Genomic DNA, 19,427 nt, shown 5'->3' with positions numbered 1-19,427 from the left:
GCCGGGGCGGAAATCCCCGGCCGGGCGGCGCGGATGGCGCGATATCGGGCTCGGTGGGACGCGAGCCGGTTGTCAACGCTGGGCGATGTCGACGTTCTCCAGCACGCCGATCGCGTCCGGCACCAGGATCGCGGCCGAGTAGTAGGTGCTCACCAGGTAGGAAATGATGGCCTTCTCGTCGATTCCCATGAACCGCACCGAAAGGCCCGGCTGGTATTCGTCGGGAATTCCCGTCTGGTGCAGGCCGATGACGCCCTGGTTGTCCTCGCCGACGCGCATCGCGATGATCGAGCTGGTGTTCCCGCCGACGATCGGAATCTTGTTGCACGGGAAGATCGGCACCCCGCGCCAGGCGTTGACGTGCTTGCCCTCGACCTCGACGGTGCCCGGGTAGAGGCCGCGCTTGTTGCACTCCCGGCCGAAGGCGGCGATGGCCTTGGGGTGGGCCAGGAACATCTTGGTGCTGCGGCGGCGGCTGAGCAGCTCGTCCATGTCGTCCGGAGTGGGCGGGCCCGAGTGGGTCTGGATCCGGTGGTCGTACTCGGCGTTCTCCAGGAGGCCGAACTCCGGGTTGTTGATCATCTCGTGCTCCTGGCGCTCGCGCAGGGCCTCGATGGTCAGCCGGAGCTGGTGCTCGGTCTGGTTCATCGGCTCGTTGTAGAGGTCGGCGACGCGGGTGTGCACCTTGAGGATGGTCTGCGCGACGCTGAGCTCGTACTCGCGCGGCTTGAGCTCGTAGTCCACGAACGCGCCGGGCAGGTCGTACTCGCCGTGGTGCCCGGCGGAGAGGTCGATCGCGGCCTCACCGTGCTTGTTCTGGGCCTGCTGGAAGCCGTTCAGGTACTCCATGACCTGCAGCTGGAGCGCGTCCGAGCGGTCGTGCAGCTCCTGGAAGGACGGCCAGGGGAGCGCCATCACGGTGCCGGAGGTGACGGCGCGGACGGTGTACGGCCAGGTGTCGCCCTCCTGCTGGAGCGCCTCGTCGCCCAGGTGGTCGCCGTCCGCGAGGGTGCCGACCACCGCCTCCTCGCCGTACTTGCCGGTGGCGATCCGGTCGAGCTTGCCGTGCGCGATCAGGAAGACCTCGCTGATCGGCGAGCCGGCGGAGACCAGGACGTCCCCCGCCTCGAACTGGCGCTGGGTGAAGCGCCCGGCCAACTCCTCCAGCACGGCCTCGTCCTGGAAGCCGCGCAGCACCGGCACCTCGGTCAGCGTCTGCGGGACGATCCGCACCTCGGAACCCGTCTTGACGAAGCTCACCCGACCGCGGCCGACCTTGTGGCGCAGACGGCGGTTGACCCGGTAGGTCCCGCCGGACACCTGAACCCAGGGCAGCATCCTGAGCAGCCAGCGCGGGCTGATGCCCTGCATCTGCGGCGCGGACTTGGTGGTGGTGGCGAGGTTCCGCGCGCCCGCCGTGCTCAGTGCCTGCTGCTGCCGGATCCCCGGTTGCGCACCCGGCGCGGAGATTCCGGCGTTGGTTTCGGTCGACATATGGGGAGCCCTTCGCAAACCCGATGAAGTGTCGCCTTGCACATTCATGTTGCGGGTTCATGGTGGGCCCGTTCGGAGGCAGACCGCAATCACTCATTCGAGTGGTTCCGAATAACCGAACAAATAGTACGACTAGATCACCTGATCGATATGCCCGGTTATCGCGCCCGATTCGACCGGGCCGACCGATTCGACCGTCCCGGCCGGTAAGACCGGTTCGAGGTCGCGGACGGTGCGGGCGACGTGGCGGTGCGGACGGCGCGCACGACGCGCACGGTGCATGCGCTGCAGACGACGCATGCGAGCCGACCGGCGGGCCGCGGACCATCTTCCCCCATCGAGCGGCCCGTCCGCGCCGCAATCCGGCACATTCGACTCACCGCGCGCCTCACCGCACGCCCCGGCCCGGCCCCTCCGGCCGTAGCGACGGCGAGGGCTACAGCGGGCCGTCCCAGTCCAGCGTCGGCTCCAACACCCCTTCCAGGGTCAGCAGCCAGCGCTTCACCTCGATCCCCACCCGACCACCGCCGAAACCGCCGATCCCGTCCGCCGCCACCACCCGGTGGCAGGGCACCAACAGGGCGACGGGATTCGCCGCCATCATCTGCCCGACCGTACGGGCGGCCAGACCCGGTTCCGTGACGTCCTCGAAGACCCCGCTGCACGCAGCCAGTTCGCCGTAGGTGATGGTCCGCCCGTACGGCACCTCGCGCCAGAGCGTCTGCAGCACTGCGCGGTGCGGGCCGGAGCTGAGGCTCCAGTCGATCGGCAGACCCAACTCGCGGGTGCGGCCCGCCAGGTAGGCACCGATCCGCTCGGTGACGGCGGCGGTCTTCTCCGGATCGGTGCACGGTGGCGTCTCGCCGTCCCGCGCGCCGTAGCCGGCCGCCGCCACACCCAGCGGGGTCACCGCAATGTGCATCGGGCCGCTCGGCAGCGGGGTCGGCACGGTCAGCCAGGACAACGACCAGGACTGCGGCACGCTCGGGTCCCCACCCTCCACCGGCTCGGCCGCCGGCCGACCCGACAGCCCGAGGGCGCGCCCGACCGGGCCGCCCGCGCCATCGTACGGCGGGGCCGCCCGGCCGTCGGCGGGAACGCCGACCCGGCGGGGAGGGCCCGTGGCCGGAGCCAGCTCTGCGGTCCGAGGGGCAGCGCCGGTCGGAGCCGCCCCTGCCGTCCGGCGGGCAGCGTCGGTCAGAGCCGCCCCTTCAGCTCGGTGGACAGCGCCCGCGCCCAGTGCGACAGCTCGTCGCGGTCCGGGCGGCGCCCCTCGCACAGCACGGCCAGTTGGGCTTCGTTGACCCGGTTCGGCCCCGGGATGTCCAGCAGGTACGCCAACTCGGCCAGGACGGTCGCCAGGCGCTCCGCGTCGGTGTGGTCGATGGTGACGGCGGTCTCGTGGTGGCTGATGGTGAGCGAACCGGGCATGGTGGACCTCCTCCGTACCCCCACCGTCCACGGTACGACCGACCCGGCCACCCCGCCCGCCGCGGAGGCACGCACGCGTGGGCGGAGCGACCGGCTGCGCTCCGGGGCCGGCCGGATACGGTGCGCGGTGGGCCGCACCGGTGGCCGGGGGTGCGCCCCGAAGCCGTCCGAGGGGTGCGTCAGTCGTCCGGGCCCTCCTCCCAGCGCCGATTCCGTACGGCCGGTACGCCCAACACTACGGCTCCCGAGGCGACTTGCCAGACCACCCCGACGAGCAGCACCTGCCCGACACCGAACCGGGCGGCCAGCGGCCCGGCCGCCGCCAACCCGAGCGGGCCGAGGACGAAGGCGCCGAGCGATCCGAAGGAGGTCAGCCGGCCGAGCAACTCGGCGGGGACCCAGCGCTGCGTCGTGGTGGCGAACAGCGTCCCGCACACCGCGGATCCCGCCCCCGCCACCAACGCCCCGGCGACCACCCAGACCAGCGGCGCCCCCGCCGCCAGCGCGGCGGAGGGCAGCGCCCAGGCGAGCCCGGCCACGGTCGCCACCACCAGCGGGCGCCCGGGCCGGCGGCCCAGCATCAGCAGACCGCCCAGCACCGCGCCCGCGCCGTACACGCCCATGACCAGGCCCCAGGCCCGGGCACCGCCGAGCGCCCGCTGCGCGGTGAGCGGGCCGAGCACCAGGAACGGCGCCCACACCAGCAGGTTGAACAGGCCCATCTGCGCGGTGGTGATCCACAGCCACGGGCGGGCGGCGAACTCCGACCAGCCGCCCCGCAGTTCCCGGAGCACCGACTCCCCACCGGCCGCCCGCGGCCGGTCGGGCGGCCGGAGCCCCACCAGCGCGAGGGCGCCGACCCCGTACGTCACCGCGTCGATCAGCAGCACCACCGCCGGGCCCCACGCCGCCGTGATCAGACCGGCCAGTGCGGGACCGGCCACCGTGGACAGCGAACGCGACAGCCCCAACAGGGTGTTGCCGTCCGCCAGCAGCTCCTCGCGGCGCACCAGACCGGGCACGATCGCGCCGAACGCGGGCATGAACAGCCCTTCACCGACGCCCCAGACGGCGACCAGGGCGACCATCGCCCACACCGGCGCGTGCCCGGCCGCCAGCAGCCCCGCGAACAGCCCCTGCACGAGGCCGCGAAGGACGTCCGAGCCCACCATCAGACGGCGGCTGCCGAAGCGGTCCGCGATCACCCCGCCGGCCAGCAGCACCAGCACCACGGGGAGGATCCGGGCGGCCATCACCGAGCCGAGGTCGGTGCCGCTGCCGCCCCGGTCGAGCACCGCGAAGGCCACCGCGACGGGGGCCATCGCCGACCCGAGGAGGGAGGTCGTGTACCCGAGGAAGAACCGGGTGAACTCGCGCTCGCCCAGCACCGCGAGTCGGGCTGCCGATCGGCGGGGGCGCGCCGGATTCGGTTCCGCGGGTGCGGCTTCCCTCGCGTCGGCTGGGTGTGCTGCGTCGGCTGCGTGTGCTGAATGTGCTGCATCCGCTGAGTCGGCTCGATCTGCTGGGTCCACCGCATCCACTGCGTTCACTGCCATGGGCAGCAGTCTGGGAGCGGTCGGGCACCCGGTTCAAGGGCTTCGCCCGAAAAACTTGAGCCTTTCCGTGTCAAAGTCGGCCGATGGAGCTTCTACCGCAGTAAATAACGCCACTGACTACGCCTCACCTGCCATTTAATGCGATTACGAGTAAGCTGATCGGCATCTTGACGGACGTATTTACTGCGGAAGAAGGGCTCGACGGTGACGGAGCTTCCCCCGGTCGAGTACGGCCTCGCCGTCGAGCGGTACCTCGCCGCCTCCGGGCTCTCCGAGGGCTCCCGGCGGATCTACCGGATCGCCCTGGACACCTGGGCCTGGGCGCTCGCCGACCGACCCGCTCCCACCGGCCCGGAACGGCGCCGCGCCCGGCCACCCGTGCTCCCGCTCGCGCTGATCGACCACCCTGACGCCGCCTGGCGACTGCGCGCGGCCGTCGCCCTGCGCGGCACCGACACCGACCCGCGCACCCTCAACCGCGAACTCTCCACCCTGCGCGCGGCCGTCGCCTGGTGGCGCGCCCGCGGTTGGATCGACGGCGATCCGACCACCGAACTGCGGCCCCTTCCGGTGGCCGAACCGGCGGTGGCCACAGCCCCCTTGACCGCCGAGCAGCTGCGTGCCCTGTTCGCCCTGCGGGCGCCGTTGCGGGAGCAGACGCTGTGGCGCCTGCTGCACGAGTCCGGCGCCACCATCGAGACCGCGCTGGCCCTGAACACCGACCAGCTCGACCTCCCCCGGCGCCGCACCCGCCCCGGGACCGGCCGCACCCCGGTCCGCTGGGGGTCCGGCACCGCCCGGCTGCTCCCCCTGCTGATCGCCGGCCGCGCCGACGGACCGCTCTTCCTCACCGACCGCCGCGCCCCGAGCGGCACGCCCGCCGTCGACCGCTGCCCGTACACCGGCCGCGCCCGCCTCTCGTACCGGCGCGCGGCGGAGTTGTTCACCGGCCACACGCGGGCGCTCGCCGAAGCGCCGGACGCGGGCTGGACGCTGCGGCAGCTGAAGCAGCTGCCACCCGGGAGGTAGCCCTCAGGGGCGGGTGGGGAGCCGCTCAAGAGGCGGGGAGCCACCCGCGAGGACGCGTCGCCCGGCGGGACCGCCGCCGCCGTCACCCCTCGGGCGTCGGCCCTGAGCGACGTGAGGGAAGGAACTCGTCCAGGTTGTCGGCCAGTTGGGCGATCGTCGGCCGTGCTTCCGGGTCGAGGCGCAGACCGGCGTCGATCACCGCGGCGAGTGGGCGGGGCAGGCGACGGCGCCGGGACACCGGAGGAGCCGGTGTCCCGGTCGGGTCCGACGCGGCCTCGCCGAACGGAAGTTCGCCGGTGGCGGCCTCGTAGAGGGTGACACCGATGCCCCAGACGTCGGCAGCCGCCGTGAGCGGCCCACCGGAGGCCTGTTCGGGGGCGAGGTAGCCGACCGTGCCGAGGCGGCGCGGGCCGCCCGGGCCCGGCGGGCGGGCGATGCTCAGGTCGAGCACCTTGGCGCGGCGGCAGTCGATCACCACGTTGGCGGGCTTGAGGTCCAGGTGCAGCAGACCCCGCCTGTGCAAGTAGCCGACGGCCGAGCAGAGTTGTATCCCCAGCAGGGCCAGGTCGGTGGCGGCCGGGCGGCGCGGTCCCCGGTCGATCAGATGGGCGAGGGTCTCGCCGGTGAGCGTCTCCAGCACCGCGTACGGCTGCGGCCGTTCGCCGGTGCCGTAGCCGCGCACCAGGTGCGGGTGGGTGAACTCGGCCAGCCAGCGCCCCTCCCTGAGCAACCGCTCGCGCAAGTCCCGGTCACGGCGGCGGTCCGGCCTGAGCACCTTGACCACGCAGCGGCAGTCCCGTTCCTCGCTCCAGGCGTCGTAGACGTCCAGCCAGCCGGTGCGGCAGAGGTGGGACAGCACCTGGTAGCCGGGGGCGATCACCGTTCCGGCGGCCAGTGGCTCCCGCTCTCTCATCGGGCGGCCTCCGCGCTCATCGGGCGCCTTCCGCACGCATCAGCAGCCTCCGTGGTCATCGTGCGGCACTCGCCAGGCCGGCGGCCCGGTCGAGCCGGGCGTAGCCGTCGTCGTGGGCGAGAAGGTCCCGGTGGCTGCCGCAGGCGGCGACGCGGCCCTCGCGCAGCAGGACGATCCGGTCCGCGTTCCGGACGGTGAGCAGGTTGTGCGAGATGATGATCGTGGTCCGCCCGTTCATCAGCCGCCCCAGCGGCTCGAGGATCCGCTGCCCGGACTCCGGGTCCAGCCCGGTGGTCGGCTCGTCGAGCAGCAGCACCGGCGCGTCCCGGATCATCGCCCGGGCGATCGCGATCCGCTGGCGCTGCCCGCCGGACAGCAGTCGCCCGTGCTGGCCCACCACCGTGTCGTAGCCCTCCGGCAGTCGGCTGATGAACTCGTCGGCGTCGGCGGCCCGGGCGGCGGCCGTGATCTGCTCGTCGGTCGCCCCGGGCCGGCCGTAGGCGATGTTCTCCCGGACGGTGCCGTGGATCACCAGCGTCTCCTGCAGCAGGACCGCGATGCGCTCGCGAAGGTCGGCCAGCGCCAGTTCGCGCAGGTCGATGCCGTCCAGCCGGACGGCGCCCCGCTCCGGGTCGTAGAAGCGCAGCAGCAGCTTGGCGATGGTCGACTTGCCCGCCCCGCTCTCCCCGACCAGCGCCACCGTCTCACCCGGCTCGGCGCGGAAGGAGACGTCGTACAGCGCCACCCGGGTGGTGCCCGGGTAGCGGAACCACACCCCGTCGAGGACCACCGCGCCCCGCGTCCGGGCCGGGCGCAGCGGTGCCGGGGGATCGGCCACCTGCGGCCGCTGGTCGAGCAGTTCGATGATCCGCTCGGCGGCGGCCGAGGCGGAGTAGAAGCCGTTGCTGAGCTGGGAGATGCCCCGGATCGGGCTGTAGAGGCGGCTGAGCAGAGCGACGAAGACGAGCAGTTCGCCGAGCGTCAGGCGGTCGTGGACGAGTTCCCAGGCACCGAGTCCGAGCACGATCAGCGCCCCTACCAGCTCCAGCAGTTCCACGACCGGCGCGAACAGCGCGCGCAGCCGGGTCGCCGCCATGGTCGCCCGGAACCGGGCCATGCTCTCCTGGAGGAACCGTTCCTGCTCCCAGTCCTGCCGGTTGTACGCCTGCACCAGCGTGATGTTGCCGAGCGTCTCCTCGGCGAGCGCGCTGACCGAACCGCTGCGGCGCCGCCGCTCCCGGGACGCGGCCTTCACCCTCGTCGAGAAGTGGCGGGCGGTGATCCAGAACAGCGGCGCGACCACCAGGGCGGTGAGCGCGAGGTCCCAGCGCAGGTAGAACAGCACCACCAGGAAGACGGCCAGCTCGGCGACGTACGCGACCGCGTCGAGGACGCCCGAGAGCAGGAAGGTCTCGACCGCCTCCACGTCCGCGGTCAGCCGCGACAGTACGTCGCCGAGCCGCCGCCGCTCGAAGAAGCCCAGCGACAGGTGCTGGAGGTGCCGGAACACGTCCGTCCGCAGGGCGAGCAGGAAGCGCTCGCTGACCCAGGCCGAGGTCGTCTCGTCGGCGAAGCGCAGACCGCCTGCCAGCAGGGTCAGCACGGCGTAGCCGAGCGCCACGGGCAGGAACAGGTCGAATCTGCGCGGTACCAGCACGTCGTCGACGACGATCTTGAAGAGCCAGATCGCCGCCGCGTCCACCACCGGGCCGAGCAGGACGAACCCCAGCAGCGGGGCCAGCCAGCGCCGCCCGCCGCGGGTGTAGGGCCAGAACCGGACGAAGGTCCGCCGCACCGACACGGCCGGGGCCGGCGCGACGACCGGGTCCGCCCGGCCGTCGCCGCCACCACCCGTGTCGACGGCCGTCAGCCGTCGCAGCGACCACACGTGCCCGTCCTAGCCCTGGACCATGACCGGTGCGTCAGTCGTCAGTGCCGCGAGTGCTTGCGGTTCCGGCGGCGGCCGTGACCGGTCGACTTCTCGGTGTGGTCGGTCTCCTTGCCGGTACCGGCCCGCTTGCGCGAACTCCGCATTGCCGGCAGGAGGTTGGCGAGGATGCTCATCACTGCCACCTTTCTCTCGATCGTTCCCCCACGAGGGGATACGGACGGGTGGGCCGGGGTGCTCAGGGGGGATCGGAACGGATGGTCGGGGCTGCCCTTGGCTGGCCGCGAGTGGCCTCGGCCGGCCGGACTGCCTTCCGCCGGCCGGACTGCCTTTCGTTGGCCGGACTGCCTTCCGCCGGCCGGAACTGCCTTCCGCGCGTGGTCCGGCGCAGCGGGTCCGGGGCCGGTCCGGCGGTTGTTTCAGCGGCGGCGGGGACCGTTACCCAGCCGATGAGCGGCCGTGACCCGGCCGGGCGGGGACCGCGACACGGCGCTCCTACTGTCACTGGCGACGCACCGGCCGTCCCTCGGCCGGGAACGTCCGCGCGAGGGCCGTACCGGGCCGAATGGCCCCCCGTGTACCGGCCGGACGCGCCCGTGTACCGGCCGGCGGCACCCGCCTCCTGGCCGGAGGCGCCCGCCTACCAGCCGGAGGCACCCGCGCGACAGCCGCACCCGCCAGAGAGACGAAGGAGAACCCCCGTATGAACAGGACCCGCACCGACCGCTCGCCCGCCCGCCGCCTGCTGGCGGTCTGCACGCTGACCGGCGCCGCGCTGCTGACCGCCGTCACCGGCGGCCAGGCCTGGGCCGACGGCAGCCCGAAGGCCGTCGCCGCCACGCCGAGCGCCTCCCCGGCTCCGGCCGACGGCGCCCCGGCCGCCCGCGGTACGGCCGCCACCCCCGCCCGGCCGGCCCCCACGGCCGCCGCGCCCCGGGCCACCTCCGGGCCCGCCCCGGAGCGCTCCCCCGGCGCCGCCCAGCCGCAGGTCCGCGAGGTGCCGAAGGGCGCCGCCCAGGCCGGCGACGGCTCCACCGCGACCGGCGACAACAACGGACTGATGCTGGCGGGCGGCGGCGCCGTGGCCGCCGTCGGCGCCGGCGCGCTGGGCTTCGCCCTCCTGCGCCGCCGCTCCGGTGCGCGCGGCTGACACCGGTCCCGAGCCGGCCGGGCGCCCCGGTGCCCCTCCCCCGCACCGGGCCCGGCGGGGAGGCGGCGCCGGGGCGCCCTCGGCGGCAGGGACCGACCACCAGCCGGGCCGCACCGGCCCCCGACCTGGCCGCACCGGCCCCCGACCTGGCTCCACCGGCCACCGACCTGGCTCCACCGGCCACCGCCGGGCCGACGGCCGTCACGGACGGCGGCGTGCCGCCCGGCCGGCCCCGAGCGTCCTGCGCCGCACCGTCTTCGGCACCGCCGGCCTGCTGTGCCTGGTGCTCGGCACCTCGCTCGCGTTCTCCGGCCGGGACACCCCGGTGGTGCGGATCGAGGCCTCCGGTCACGACACCGCGCCGGTCCCGCCGTCGGCCACCGCGCCCGGCGCGCCGACCACGCCCGCCGACACACCGGGCGGCCCACCCGCGGCCACCCGCCGACCGTCGGCCGCCTCGCCGCCCACCCGGCTGCAGATCCCGTCCATCGGCGTGGACGCCCCAGTGAGCGGCCTCGGCCTGAACGCCGACGGCACCGTCGAGGTACCGTCCGCCGACCGCGCCGACGAGGTCGGCTGGTACCGCAACGGGCCCACCCCCGGCGAGACCGGTCCCGCCGTCCTGATCGGGCACCTCGACACCGCGCACGGCCCGGCGGTCTTCCAGCGGCTGCCCGAACTGCACCCGGGGGATCTGGTCCGCGTCCTGCGCGCGGACGGCGGCAGCGTGGACTTCAGGGTCCGCAGCCTGCTCCAGGCCGCCAAGGACCACTTCCCCACCGAGACCGTCTACGGCGACACGGCCGCACCCGCACTCCGGCTGATCACCTGCGGCGGGCGGATCGGGGCGGACGGCCACTGGACGGACAACATCATCGTCCTGGCGGATCCGGCGTAGCGGGGCGCGCCCGTCACCGGTGGATCCCTGTAGGCCCGGCGGGGATCCACCGTTGCGGCGGGGATCCCCGCCTGGCCGGCGCTGTTCTCCGGCGCTTCGCCCGGCTCGGCTCGGGTGGCACCGCTCGTCGCCACCGGGTGGAACCACCGGGCGCCGTCCCGGCGACCTACCACCGAGGCGGCGGGTATCGACCACGACGGCCACGCGGGGGGACTCCCCAGCAGCCGCAGACCAGGAGGACGAGTACCGACCGTGGCAGTACCGAGCCCGCTCCGGCCCACCCCGATCCGGCCCACTCCGCTGCACCCGACGCCACCGCGCTCCACACCGTTGCGCCGCCGCGCCGTACCGGTGGCGGCCGTCGCCGCCCTGGCGCTGCTGGTCGCCCTCGCCGCCCTGGCCCTGGACCGGTCCGCGCCCGGCGGCCTGCGGGACCACGGCCCGCTCAAGCCCGTCACCCCGCCGCCGGTGGCCGAGCCGCTCTGGCCCGCCCTGGCCGCGTCGCCGCCCCCGACCACGCCCGCGGCCGGTTCCGCCACCCAGGCACCGCCGCAGCCCCTGCCCGAGCTGACCGTCCCTGGGCGCGACCTCAGTGCGGTCGACGTCCGCACCGTCCTCGCCAAGGACCCCGGGCTGAGCCCCGAGGAGCGGCGGGCACTGGACTCCTGCACCGAGTGCGAGGTGCGCACGCCCGAGTTCCGCGACCTCACCGGCGACGGACGGCGCTCCCTGATCACCACCGTCACCACCCCAGGGCCGGTCGTGCTGCACGTCTACACCCTCGCCGACGACCGCGTCCTGCCGATTCTGCGGGTGGAGGTCCAGCGGGGCTTCAGCGCCGCGACCGTCGGCTCCGACCTGTGGCTGTACGAGCCGACCACCGTCTCCACCCGGACCAGCAGCCACTACCAGTGGGACGGGGTCAGACTCGGCCTGCTGGAGCGGCGGGTGGACGGCACAGGCCTGCTGCTGCCGCCCGGCGACGCGGACAGCGGTCCGCCGGGCGCCGTCGTCGCCACCCCCGCGCCGATCGAGCCCGGGGCGAAACGGCCGACGGCCGGCCCGCGCCCTGCCGGTTCGGGCCCGGCCGTGGCCAGCGCGGCCGCCCAGCCCCCGCGCGCCGCCCGGCCGACTCCCCAGCCCTCCGCCCCCGCAAGCCCCGCCGCCCCCGCCGCGACCCCGGAAGCGAAGCGATGAGCCCCGCAACCAGCCCCGCCCAGCCGCACATCCTGCTCGTCGAGGACGACGAGGTGATCCGGGAGGCCACCCGGATGGCCCTGGAGCGCTACGGCTTCCCGGTCACCACCGCCGCCGACGGCCTAGACGGGCTGGAGGCCTTCCACGCCGTCCGCCCCGACCTGGTCCTGCTGGACGTCATGCTCCCGCTGCTCGACGGCGTCGGCCTCTGCCGCCGGATCCGGGAGGAGAGCCAGCTGCCGATCCTGATGATGTCCGCGCGCACCGACCCGGTGGACGTGGTGTCCGGGCTCGAGGCCGGCGCGGACGACTACGTGGTCAAGCCCTTCGAGAGCGCCGTCCTGGTCGCCCGGATCCGTACCGTGCTGCGCCGGATCCGGGTGGTCCCGACCGACGCCGCCGACCCCGATCACCCTCATCACTCCGGCCACCCCGACCACCCCGACCACGCCAATCGCCCCGCTGGCCCCGGCTCTCCCGCTTCCCCCGGCTCCCCCACGGCCGACCGTCCCGGCAGCACCAACACCAGCGGCACGGCCGCCCCCCGCAGCCCCGCCTTCCGCAGTCCCGCCACCGTCCGCAGCTTCGACGGCCTCCAGGTGGACACCGACAGCATGGAGGTGCGGGTGGACGGCCGACTCGTCCCGCTCACCCCCACCGAACTGCGGCTGCTGCTGGAGTTCACCGCCGCGCCCGGCATCGTGCTGGAGCGCTCCACCCTGCTCGAACGCGTCTGGGACTACGAGTGGGGCGCCGACACCCGGGTGGTGGACGTCCACGTGCAGCGGCTTCGCGCCAAGATCGGCTCCGGCCGGATCGAGACCGTCCGCGGATTCGGCTACAAGCTGCGGCGACCGGCATGACGCTGCGCCGCCAGATCGCCACCGCCGTCGCCGCCATCTCCGTCCTGGTCGCGGTGGCCGTCGGCCTGCTGGTCCACCAGGCGATGATCCGTCAACACGTCGACCAGGCGCGTTCCTCCGCGCTCACCGCCCTCGACTCGGCGCTGGCCGACTACCGCCGCAGCGGCGAGGTGTCCGGCCGCGGCGCCGCCCTGGGCGACCCGGCCCTGCCCGCCCGGCTGCGCGACCTCGCCGCGAGCGGACGGCAGGGCTCCCTGCTCGCCGCCGACACGCAGGGCGAATCCATGTGGGCGGCCGCCCCGGTCCAGAACGCGGTGCTGTCCGTCCAAGTGGACTTCACCCAGGACCGCCGGGCGATCGCCGACCTGGACCGGATCATCCTGATCACCGTCGTCGCCGCGGTCTTCACCACCGTCCTCGCCGGCGTCCTCGTCGCCGACCGGATCAGCCGCCGCCTGCGCACCGCGGCCACCGCCGCCCGCGGCATCGCGGCCGGCGGCACGGACACCCGGATCGGCGAACTCGTCGACGGCCGCGACGAGGTGGCCGAGCTCGCCGCCGCCGTCGACCTGATGTCCCGCGCCCTGCACCGGCGGCTGGAGGACGAGCAGCGCTTCACCGCCGACGTCGCCCATGAACTGCGCACCCCGCTCACCGGCCTGGTCACCGCCGCCGAACTCCTCCCGCCCGGCCGCCCCACCCAGCTCGTGCAGAACCGGGTCCAGGCCCTGCGCAGCCTGGTCGAGGACCTCCTGGAGGTCTCCCGCCTGGACGCCGACGCCGAGTCCCCCGACCTCTCCGCCGTCCCGCTGGAACGCGCGGTGCGCCGCACCGTCACCCTCACCGGCCTCGACGTCACCGTCCGGATCACCGCCGACCAGGAGGTCCGCACCGACCTTCGCCGCCTGGACCGCATCCTCGGCAACCTGATCCTCAACGCCCACCGCCACGGCGCCGGCCCGGTCGAACTCCACGTCGACGGGCGCCGCATCACCGTCCGCGACCACGGCCCCGGCTACCCCGACGACCTCCTCCGCCACGGCCCCCAGCGCTTCCGCACCAACGCCCCCGAACGCGGCCGCGGCCACGGCCTCGGCCTCACCATCGCCACCGGCCACACCCGCGTCATCGGCGCCACCCTCACCCTCACCAACCACCCCACCGGCGGCGCCCTCGCCACCCTCACCCTCCCACCCGACTGACCCACCCCACGACGACGGGCCAGCCCGCCGGCGCCACCCCGGCGGGGCCTCCGCACGACGAGCCCCCTATCGGATCCGAACCGACGACCCTCGCCCCATAAGGACATCCGTTCGAAATCCGGCGCGACCTGCGGCTCGGCCACCCTGCCGGATTCCCGGCCACCGAACCGCCGGCGCCCGCGACTGACCGCCACGTACCGCCCGTTCTGGCACGCCTGTGGCACGTAGCGCTCAGGCAGTTGCCTTCTCGGCCGATCGACAGAAGCCAGGTGCCAGTGCCAGCGTTCAGCCGCTACTGTTGCGGACGTGGTGGACTTGCCAGTGGGGGAGCTTCTCGTCGTGCGGTTCTCGCCGTTCACTGAGCGCGGCCTAACAGAGCACGCTGAGGACGAGTACGAGCGGCTGTCAGCGTTGGGCGAGACGCCTATCTACTCGGTGTCCACGTTTGGCCTAATCCGCGAGCATTCGTCCCACTCGATCGATGAGATGATCGAGACGATCTGCCGTGAGGCACCTTGCGGCGGCAAGAACGTCTGCGTGACAACCCGCTCAGCCCTTGAGGACAACGGCTTCCGCGTGCAACTCTCGGAGCCGCCACGCCATCACTATGACCTCGTCATCGGTAACGAACTGAACGCGGTGGACGTTAAGCGACTAGAAGGACTGCTAGCAGCAGGCCGAAGGAGGAACCCGGCATGGGTCAAATGACAACCTCCACCCGACCGCCTGTGCGAGTTCGGATCGACCTGAACGCACGCACAGAGTCAGGCGAGGTGCCAACACGTGCGTCACGCGCAGACGGCTATCTAGCAGTTGGTGATCACGTTATCGCCTATGAACCCGACGACGAGGTGGCGGCCCCCGCGACCGTAACTCGAATCGAGGGTGCATTCGTCTACCTGGATGTCGACTGGCAAGAATTGCGCGACGATGTCGTGGTGCCCCATGCCGTCGCTATTCCTGCAGGCGTTGATTCACCCATCGAGCAGCGGACAACTGGCTCACTCACAAGCTGGCTTCGCGTAAAGGTCAGAGTCCCCCTAATTGCGAGCGCTGCTGCCATTGCCGCCGCGGCCCCCACTATTGCAACTACCGCAACAGGAAATGCACCCCTAGCGCGGAATGCAGTAGATGCAATCCAAACGAAGGAAGCTTGATAGCCGTGAAGCTTGGCATGGCTGTTCTCTGTGATCGCGCCACAGTGCGAGAAGGGCTCTTGCATGTCCTGGGCGGGGGAGTCACGACCTGTTCAATGTCGATTCCATCGGCCCCGGACCTTGACCTAGCACTCCTCCTTGCTCCCGACGACTACAGCGCCCTCATTGGATCCCACAAGATCTCAGTGTCGGTATTCCGGGAAGCCGATAATTCAAAGATGGGGGAGGTTCAGGCCGTCTGGCACGGCCAGGAGGTTGACACGGAGAGCGAGTTGCCTCCCGCCTCCCTGCCCGTCTCCATCCCACTGCGGGCAATTCCGATCTCGCATTATGGATCACATAGAGTCGTAATTGAGATCGATGGAGTCGAAGTTAACACCCTCCGCTTCGCTGTGCTCGATCCGGACAGTCAACTTCCTGGCGCAACGCCTCAGGCTCGATAACGCCAAGGACCAGGATCTAGCTAACCACCGCGGGTGGCGGAGCGGCTTTGGCCGGTGTCCTGCCTGGTTTGGGGTCGATCATGATCGGGGGGCATAAGCTGTTGCGACTCGGTCAGGGCTCTTTGGGCCTGACCGCAATTTGGCCGAGTGGCCCTCCGTTCTTGCTCGACTCGGGTCCCGAGCCTGGTAGGTGGGTAAAACGTGGAGCCGCCCGAGCCCAGCCACGACGGGCTCTAACATCGGCTACCCTCCCGGCCGCACGCTCGACGTGCGCGGCCGGCCGCCGCGGAGCGGGGGCGGGGGCGGGGGCGTAGACAGTAGCGACGGCGAGCGGCTGGGCCGCGCGCTGGCGCGCCGTGCGCGCCCTTGAATCCGTAGAGAAGATTTTTACTCACTCCCACCTCTCCATCCCTCACCCGACCGCGCTCCTTCTCACTCCCCTCCTCCGCATCCTGGCCCGTCGGCCGCCTATCATCGGCAGGCCCTGATCTGACTGGTACTCACATCCTGGGTGGGGCCATGGAGACGATCACCCAGCTAAGACCATCGCCGCCGTCGCGCTCGGTGGGCTGACCACCTACATGACCAACCAGCTGATGGAGCGGAGCACCGGCGCACAAGCATCAACAGCGCCGCGCCGAACGGGGCCCGTCACCCGGGAGCTCGTGACCAGGATGGGCCTCAGCACCACCCGGGCCCCGCGCATCTGCCAGCGCATGACCAGCAACCGCGACCGCGTCGGCGATCTCTAAGGGCCCTCCGCGAGGACGGCGATCCGCCGGTCGCCTCTGGCCCGCCCGTGGCACGGCCCGGCTAGCGTCGCCGCAACGACGAAGGGCCAGTCCGGCCGGCATGACTCCGGCGAACTGGCCCTCCGTACGGCGAGCCCCCTGTCGGGTTCGAACCGACGACCCCCGCTTTACAAGAGCGGTGCTCTGGCCAGCTGAGCTAAGGAGGCACGGTGGCCGTCCGCGATGGATCACGGCGGCACCGGGGGCAGTCTACCGGGCCGGGGTGACGGGGTGGGGGGATATCCGGGGGTTGGCGGGGTGGGTGGGCGTGATGGAACCGATGCCGAAATGGGGGTGGAGGGGGCTGACAAGCGGCGGGAGCGCGGGTAGCGTCGCCGGGAGTCGGCTCGTCGCGTGGTTCAGACCATTGACGGGGCGGCGGAGATTGGACACCCCCCTTTACTCGGATCGTCCGGCACGTTCCTGCCGGTGAAGGAGAGCACAACCATGGCTTCTGTCACGTACGACCAGGCGACCCGCATCTATCCCGGGGCGACCAAGCCCTCGGTGGACGCGCTGGACCTGGAGATCGCGGACGGCGAGTTCCTCGTCCTGGTCGGCCCGTCGGGCTGCGGCAAGTCGACCAGCCTGCGCATGCTGGCCGGGCTGGAGGACGTCAACAGCGGCGCCATCCGGATCGGCGAGCGGGACGTCACCCACCTGCCGCCGAAGGACCGGGACATCGCCATGGTGTTCCAGAACTACGCGCTGTACCCGCACATGACCGTCGCGGAGAACATGGGCTTCGCGCTGAAGATCGCCGGCGTGAACAAGGCGGACATCCGGACCAAGGTCGAGGAGGCGGCGAAGATCCTCGACCTCACCGAGTACCTGGACCGCAAGCCGAAGGCGCTGTCCGGCGGCCAGCGCCAGCGCGTCGCGATGGGCCGCGCGATCGTCCGCCAGCCGCAGGTCTTCCTGATGGACGAGCCGCTGTCGAACCTGGACGCCAAGCTGCGCGTCTCGACCCGCACCCAGATCGCCGGTCTGCAGCGCCGCCTGGGCATCACCACCGTGTACGTCACCCACGACCAGACCGAGGCGCTCACCATGGGCGACCGGGTCGCGGTGCTCAAGGACGGCCTGCTGCAGCAGGTCGACACCCCGCGGAACATGTACGACAAGCCCGCCAACGTCTTCGTGGCCGGCTTCATCGGCTCGCCGGCCATGAACCTGGTCGAGGTGCCGCTGGTGGACGGCGGGGTGAAGTTCGGCGGCTCGGTCGTCAACATCTCGCGCGAGAACCTGGCCGGTGCCGGCACCGACAAGACGGTGATCGTCGGCGTGCGCCCCGAGCACTTCCAGATCGTTCCGGCCGGTGGCATCGAGGGCGTCGCGGTGACGGTCAACGTGGTCGAGGAGCTCGGCTCGGACGGCTTCGTCTACGGCACCACCCAGCTCGGCGGCGTGGACAAGGACCTGGTCGTCCGCGTCCCCGGCCGTCAGATCCCGGCCCGCGGCGAGACGATCCACGTCGTGCCGATCGCCGAGGAGACCCACGTCTTCGCCACCAGCAGCGGCGAGCGCCTGAGCCACTGAGTGCCCGAGCGCTCGGACGGCGGCGGCGGCAGCTGCGGCTGCGGCTGCGGCGGCTGACGCACACGACGGAGCCCGTCGGACCCACCCGGTCCGGCGGGCTCCGTCCGTACACCCGAGCGTCAACACGGTGCAGGGACATATCGGGGCAGTGCATCACTCGATGGTGTAACGGAGGGCAATGCGGCCCGCACCCACCGCTACTCTCCTGAGGGTGAAGCAGCTTGTACGCCGTATCGGCCAGACCGTCGCCCTGACCCTGCCGGTCGTCCTGGTGACCACCGGCACCCTCGCCGTGACCCGCGTCCCGTGGGCGCCACCGACCGGGCTCGACCAGCAGGTCGTGGCGGCGTCCAGCGGGGACGGCGCCGGGATCGGCCGCTCCTCGTCCGTCGCCACCAAGACCGACGGGCTGGCTCCGCAGGACGCCCTGCGAGTCGCGCTGCTGGACGAACTGCGCGCCAAGAACCCGTCCGCCGCGCTGGACCTGCTGGAGCGCTCGATGCGCGAGCAGCCCTCGCTCACGCCGTACTGCACCGCGCTGGCCGGCGAGTTGGGCAAGGCCGCGGTGCGCAAGTACCAGGGCGACGTCCAGCGGGCCCGCTCCTTCGCCCGCCCGGTCTGCGACGGTTCCTTCGTGGCGGGGACCAGCAACTGACGACCGGCGGACACCTGTGGCAGGCGGCCGTATCGTTCAGCCATGACCGCTGATTCCGGCCCCACCGCCGACCTCACGTCGCGCCAGAGCCAGCCCCAGCCGCACCAGCCCCGACCCCGGTCCGCCACCGCGCCCACCACCGCGCCCGGCACGGCAGCTGTCACGGCAGCCGTCACGGCACCTGTCCCCCCGGCGGTCGGCCGGACGATCACCCAGGCCGTGATCCTGGCCGGCGGCCAGGGCTCCCGGCTGCGCCCGTACACCGACGACCGCCCGAAGCCGCTGGTCGAGATCCCGGGGACGGGCACGCCGATCCTGGGCCACCAGCTGGGCTGGCTGGCCGCCGAGGGGGTCACCGACGTGGTGGTGTCCTGCGGGCACCTCGCCGACGTGCTGGAGGAGTGGCTCGACACCGCGGACCTGCCGCTGCGGGTCCGTACGGTGGTGGAGGCGGAGCCGCTCGGGCGCGGCGGCGGCCTGAAGTACGCGGCGAAGGCGCTGGCCCGCCCGGACGAGCCCTGGTACGCCACCAACGGCGACATCTGGACCCGCTTCAGCCTGACCGACATGGCCGCCTTCCACCACGAGCGGGACGCCGTCGCGACGCTCGCGCTGGCCCGGCCGCGGATCCCGTGGGGCGCGGTGGAGACGGACCAGTTCGGCAACGTGCTGGATTTCATCGAGGCTCCGCCCTCGCCGTTCCTGATCAACGCCGGCGTGTACGTGTTCAGCCCGGAGTTCGCCGAGCTGCTGCCGGACGTGGGCGACCACGAGCGCGCCACCTTCCCCCAACTCGCCCGCGCCAAGCGGCTGGCGGGCTACCAGCTGCCGCAGGGCGTGTACTGGCGCGCCATCGACACGGCCAAGGACCTCACCGAGGCGGCCAAGGAGCTCGCGGCGCACCGCGACACGACCCTCTGACGGACGGCGGTAGCCGGGCCGCTACCGGCGGACGGGTGCCCAGACGAGCCACCCTGCCGAGCCGGGCCGGGCCGAGCCGGGCCGGCTGCCCCCGGTCCGCCCCGCCACCGCCGACTGCGGCAAGCGGCAGTGGCGCCGGCCACAACCGAAGCCGAAGCCACAGCCCCACAGCTACAGCCGCCGCCACAGCCACAGCCACAGCCACAGCCACAGCACAACGGCCGGGGCCGGAGGCCGTCCACCAGGTGCTGGCCTTCGCCGCCACCCAGGTGGTGCCGCGGCTGGCCGCCACCACGGACG

Annotated in this window: 19 protein-coding genes and 1 tRNA gene; 12 read left to right on the top strand and 8 right to left on the bottom strand. The window is 72.7% G+C overall.

The features are described from left to right. Window positions 1–72 precede the first annotated feature (72 nt). The 4 genes from ABT247_RS21260 to ABT247_RS21245 form a co-directional block, all read right to left on the bottom strand. A complete protein-coding gene (locus tag ABT247_RS21260) occupies window positions 73–1,494 on the bottom strand; it encodes a family 2B encapsulin nanocompartment shell protein (RefSeq protein ID WP_350744416.1) in 1,422 nt (473 codons plus the stop codon). A gap of 436 nt (window positions 1,495–1,930) precedes the next feature. Next, complete coding sequence (locus tag ABT247_RS21255; protein WP_350744414.1) at window positions 1,931–2,476, bottom strand: methylated-DNA--[protein]-cysteine S-methyltransferase; 546 nt, start codon at window positions 2,474–2,476, stop codon at window positions 1,931–1,933. Window positions 2,477–2,691: 215 nt separating this feature from the next. After that, window positions 2,692–2,925 (bottom strand): hypothetical protein, encoded by a 234-nt coding sequence (locus ABT247_RS21250; RefSeq protein ID WP_350744412.1) that lies wholly within the window; start codon window positions 2,923–2,925, stop codon window positions 2,692–2,694. Window positions 2,926–3,104: 179 nt separating this feature from the next. Further along, a complete protein-coding gene (locus ABT247_RS21245) occupies window positions 3,105–4,313 on the bottom strand; it encodes an MFS transporter (RefSeq protein ID WP_350744410.1) in 1,209 nt (402 codons plus the stop codon). 372 nt (window positions 4,314–4,685) lie between these two features. Between ABT247_RS21245 and ABT247_RS21240 the strand changes: the two genes are divergently transcribed. Next, window positions 4,686–5,510: a site-specific integrase gene (locus ABT247_RS21240; protein WP_350744408.1), complete on the top strand. Its 825-nt coding sequence runs from the start codon at window positions 4,686–4,688 to the stop codon at window positions 5,508–5,510. Window positions 5,511–5,592: 82 nt separating this feature from the next. On the opposite strand, the gene ABT247_RS21235 is transcribed toward ABT247_RS21240, so the two are convergent. The 3 genes from ABT247_RS21235 to ABT247_RS21225 are packed head-to-tail and all read right to left on the bottom strand — an operon-like array spanning window position 5,593 to window position 8,487. Continuing rightward, window positions 5,593–6,423 carry a serine/threonine-protein kinase gene (locus ABT247_RS21235; protein WP_350744406.1) on the bottom strand — a complete coding sequence of 277 codons (831 nt, stop codon included), beginning with the start codon at window positions 6,421–6,423 and terminating at the stop codon, window positions 5,593–5,595. A gap of 55 nt (window positions 6,424–6,478) precedes the next feature. Continuing rightward, window positions 6,479–8,311: an ABC transporter ATP-binding protein gene (locus ABT247_RS21230; protein WP_350744404.1), complete on the bottom strand. Its 1,833-nt coding sequence runs from the start codon at window positions 8,309–8,311 to the stop codon at window positions 6,479–6,481. 41 nt (window positions 8,312–8,352) lie between these two features. Continuing rightward, window positions 8,353–8,487: a hypothetical protein gene (locus ABT247_RS21225; RefSeq protein WP_350744402.1), complete on the bottom strand. Its 135-nt coding sequence runs from the start codon at window positions 8,485–8,487 to the stop codon at window positions 8,353–8,355. 527 nt (window positions 8,488–9,014) lie between these two features. Here ABT247_RS21225 and ABT247_RS21220 point away from each other — a divergent pair. From ABT247_RS21220 to ABT247_RS21190, 8 genes are all read left to right on the top strand, one after another. Continuing rightward, a complete protein-coding gene (locus ABT247_RS21220) occupies window positions 9,015–9,461 on the top strand; it encodes a hypothetical protein (RefSeq protein WP_350744400.1) in 447 nt (148 codons plus the stop codon). 283 nt (window positions 9,462–9,744) lie between these two features. Beyond that, on the top strand, window positions 9,745–10,359 hold the full coding sequence (locus ABT247_RS21215) for a class F sortase (protein ID WP_350744398.1): 615 nt from the start codon (window positions 9,745–9,747) through the stop codon (window positions 10,357–10,359). Window positions 10,360–10,611: 252 nt separating this feature from the next. Then, window positions 10,612–11,556 (top strand): hypothetical protein, encoded by a 945-nt coding sequence (locus tag ABT247_RS21210; RefSeq protein WP_350744397.1) that lies wholly within the window; start codon window positions 10,612–10,614, stop codon window positions 11,554–11,556. Beyond that, window positions 11,553–12,419, top strand: a complete 867-nt coding sequence (locus ABT247_RS21205; protein ID WP_350744395.1) for a response regulator — start codon at window positions 11,553–11,555, stop codon at window positions 12,417–12,419. Before ABT247_RS21210 ends, ABT247_RS21205 begins: the two co-directional genes overlap by 4 nt. Next, complete coding sequence (locus tag ABT247_RS21200) at window positions 12,416–13,621, top strand: sensor histidine kinase (RefSeq protein ID WP_350744394.1); 1,206 nt, start codon at window positions 12,416–12,418, stop codon at window positions 13,619–13,621. The genes ABT247_RS21205 and ABT247_RS21200 overlap by 4 nt, the downstream gene beginning before the upstream one ends. 306 nt (window positions 13,622–13,927) lie before the next feature. Further along, window positions 13,928–14,329, top strand: coding sequence for a hypothetical protein (locus ABT247_RS21195; RefSeq protein ID WP_350744392.1), 402 nt, complete (start codon window positions 13,928–13,930; stop codon window positions 14,327–14,329). Between the two features lie 466 nt (window positions 14,330–14,795). Then, window positions 14,796–15,221, top strand: coding sequence for a DUF6941 family protein (locus ABT247_RS33650; protein ID WP_502892478.1), 426 nt, complete (start codon window positions 14,796–14,798; stop codon window positions 15,219–15,221). A 581-nt stretch (window positions 15,222–15,802) separates the two neighbouring features. After that, window positions 15,803–15,973 (top strand): hypothetical protein, encoded by a 171-nt coding sequence (locus ABT247_RS21190; protein WP_350744390.1) that lies wholly within the window; start codon window positions 15,803–15,805, stop codon window positions 15,971–15,973. A gap of 132 nt (window positions 15,974–16,105) precedes the next feature. Here the strand turns inward: ABT247_RS21190 and ABT247_RS21185 are convergent. After that, a tRNA-Thr gene (locus ABT247_RS21185) sits at window positions 16,106–16,179 on the bottom strand. 280 nt (window positions 16,180–16,459) lie between these two features. Between ABT247_RS21185 and ABT247_RS21180 the strand changes: the two genes are divergently transcribed. The 3 genes from ABT247_RS21180 (at window position 16,460) to ABT247_RS21170 (ending at window position 19,127) form a co-directional block, all read left to right on the top strand. After that, complete coding sequence (locus ABT247_RS21180) at window positions 16,460–17,551, top strand: ABC transporter ATP-binding protein (protein WP_350744388.1); 1,092 nt, start codon at window positions 16,460–16,462, stop codon at window positions 17,549–17,551. Window positions 17,552–17,762: 211 nt separating this feature from the next. Then, the gene (locus tag ABT247_RS21175) at window positions 17,763–18,206 is read left to right on the top strand and encodes a hypothetical protein (RefSeq protein WP_350744386.1); all 444 of its coding nucleotides are present in this window, start codon (window positions 17,763–17,765) and stop codon (window positions 18,204–18,206) included. Window positions 18,207–18,248: 42 nt separating this feature from the next. Continuing rightward, the gene (locus ABT247_RS21170) at window positions 18,249–19,127 is read left to right on the top strand and encodes a nucleotidyltransferase family protein (protein WP_350744384.1); all 879 of its coding nucleotides are present in this window, start codon (window positions 18,249–18,251) and stop codon (window positions 19,125–19,127) included. The last annotated feature ends 300 nt before the right edge of the window (window positions 19,128–19,427 follow it).

Origin of the sequence: Kitasatospora sp. NPDC001539 (assembly GCF_040298565.1) — a bacterium.
In the GTDB taxonomy this organism is placed as follows: Bacteria; Actinomycetota; Actinomycetes; order Streptomycetales; family Streptomycetaceae; genus Kitasatospora.
This window is presented reverse-complemented; position numbering and strand designations above follow the sequence as displayed.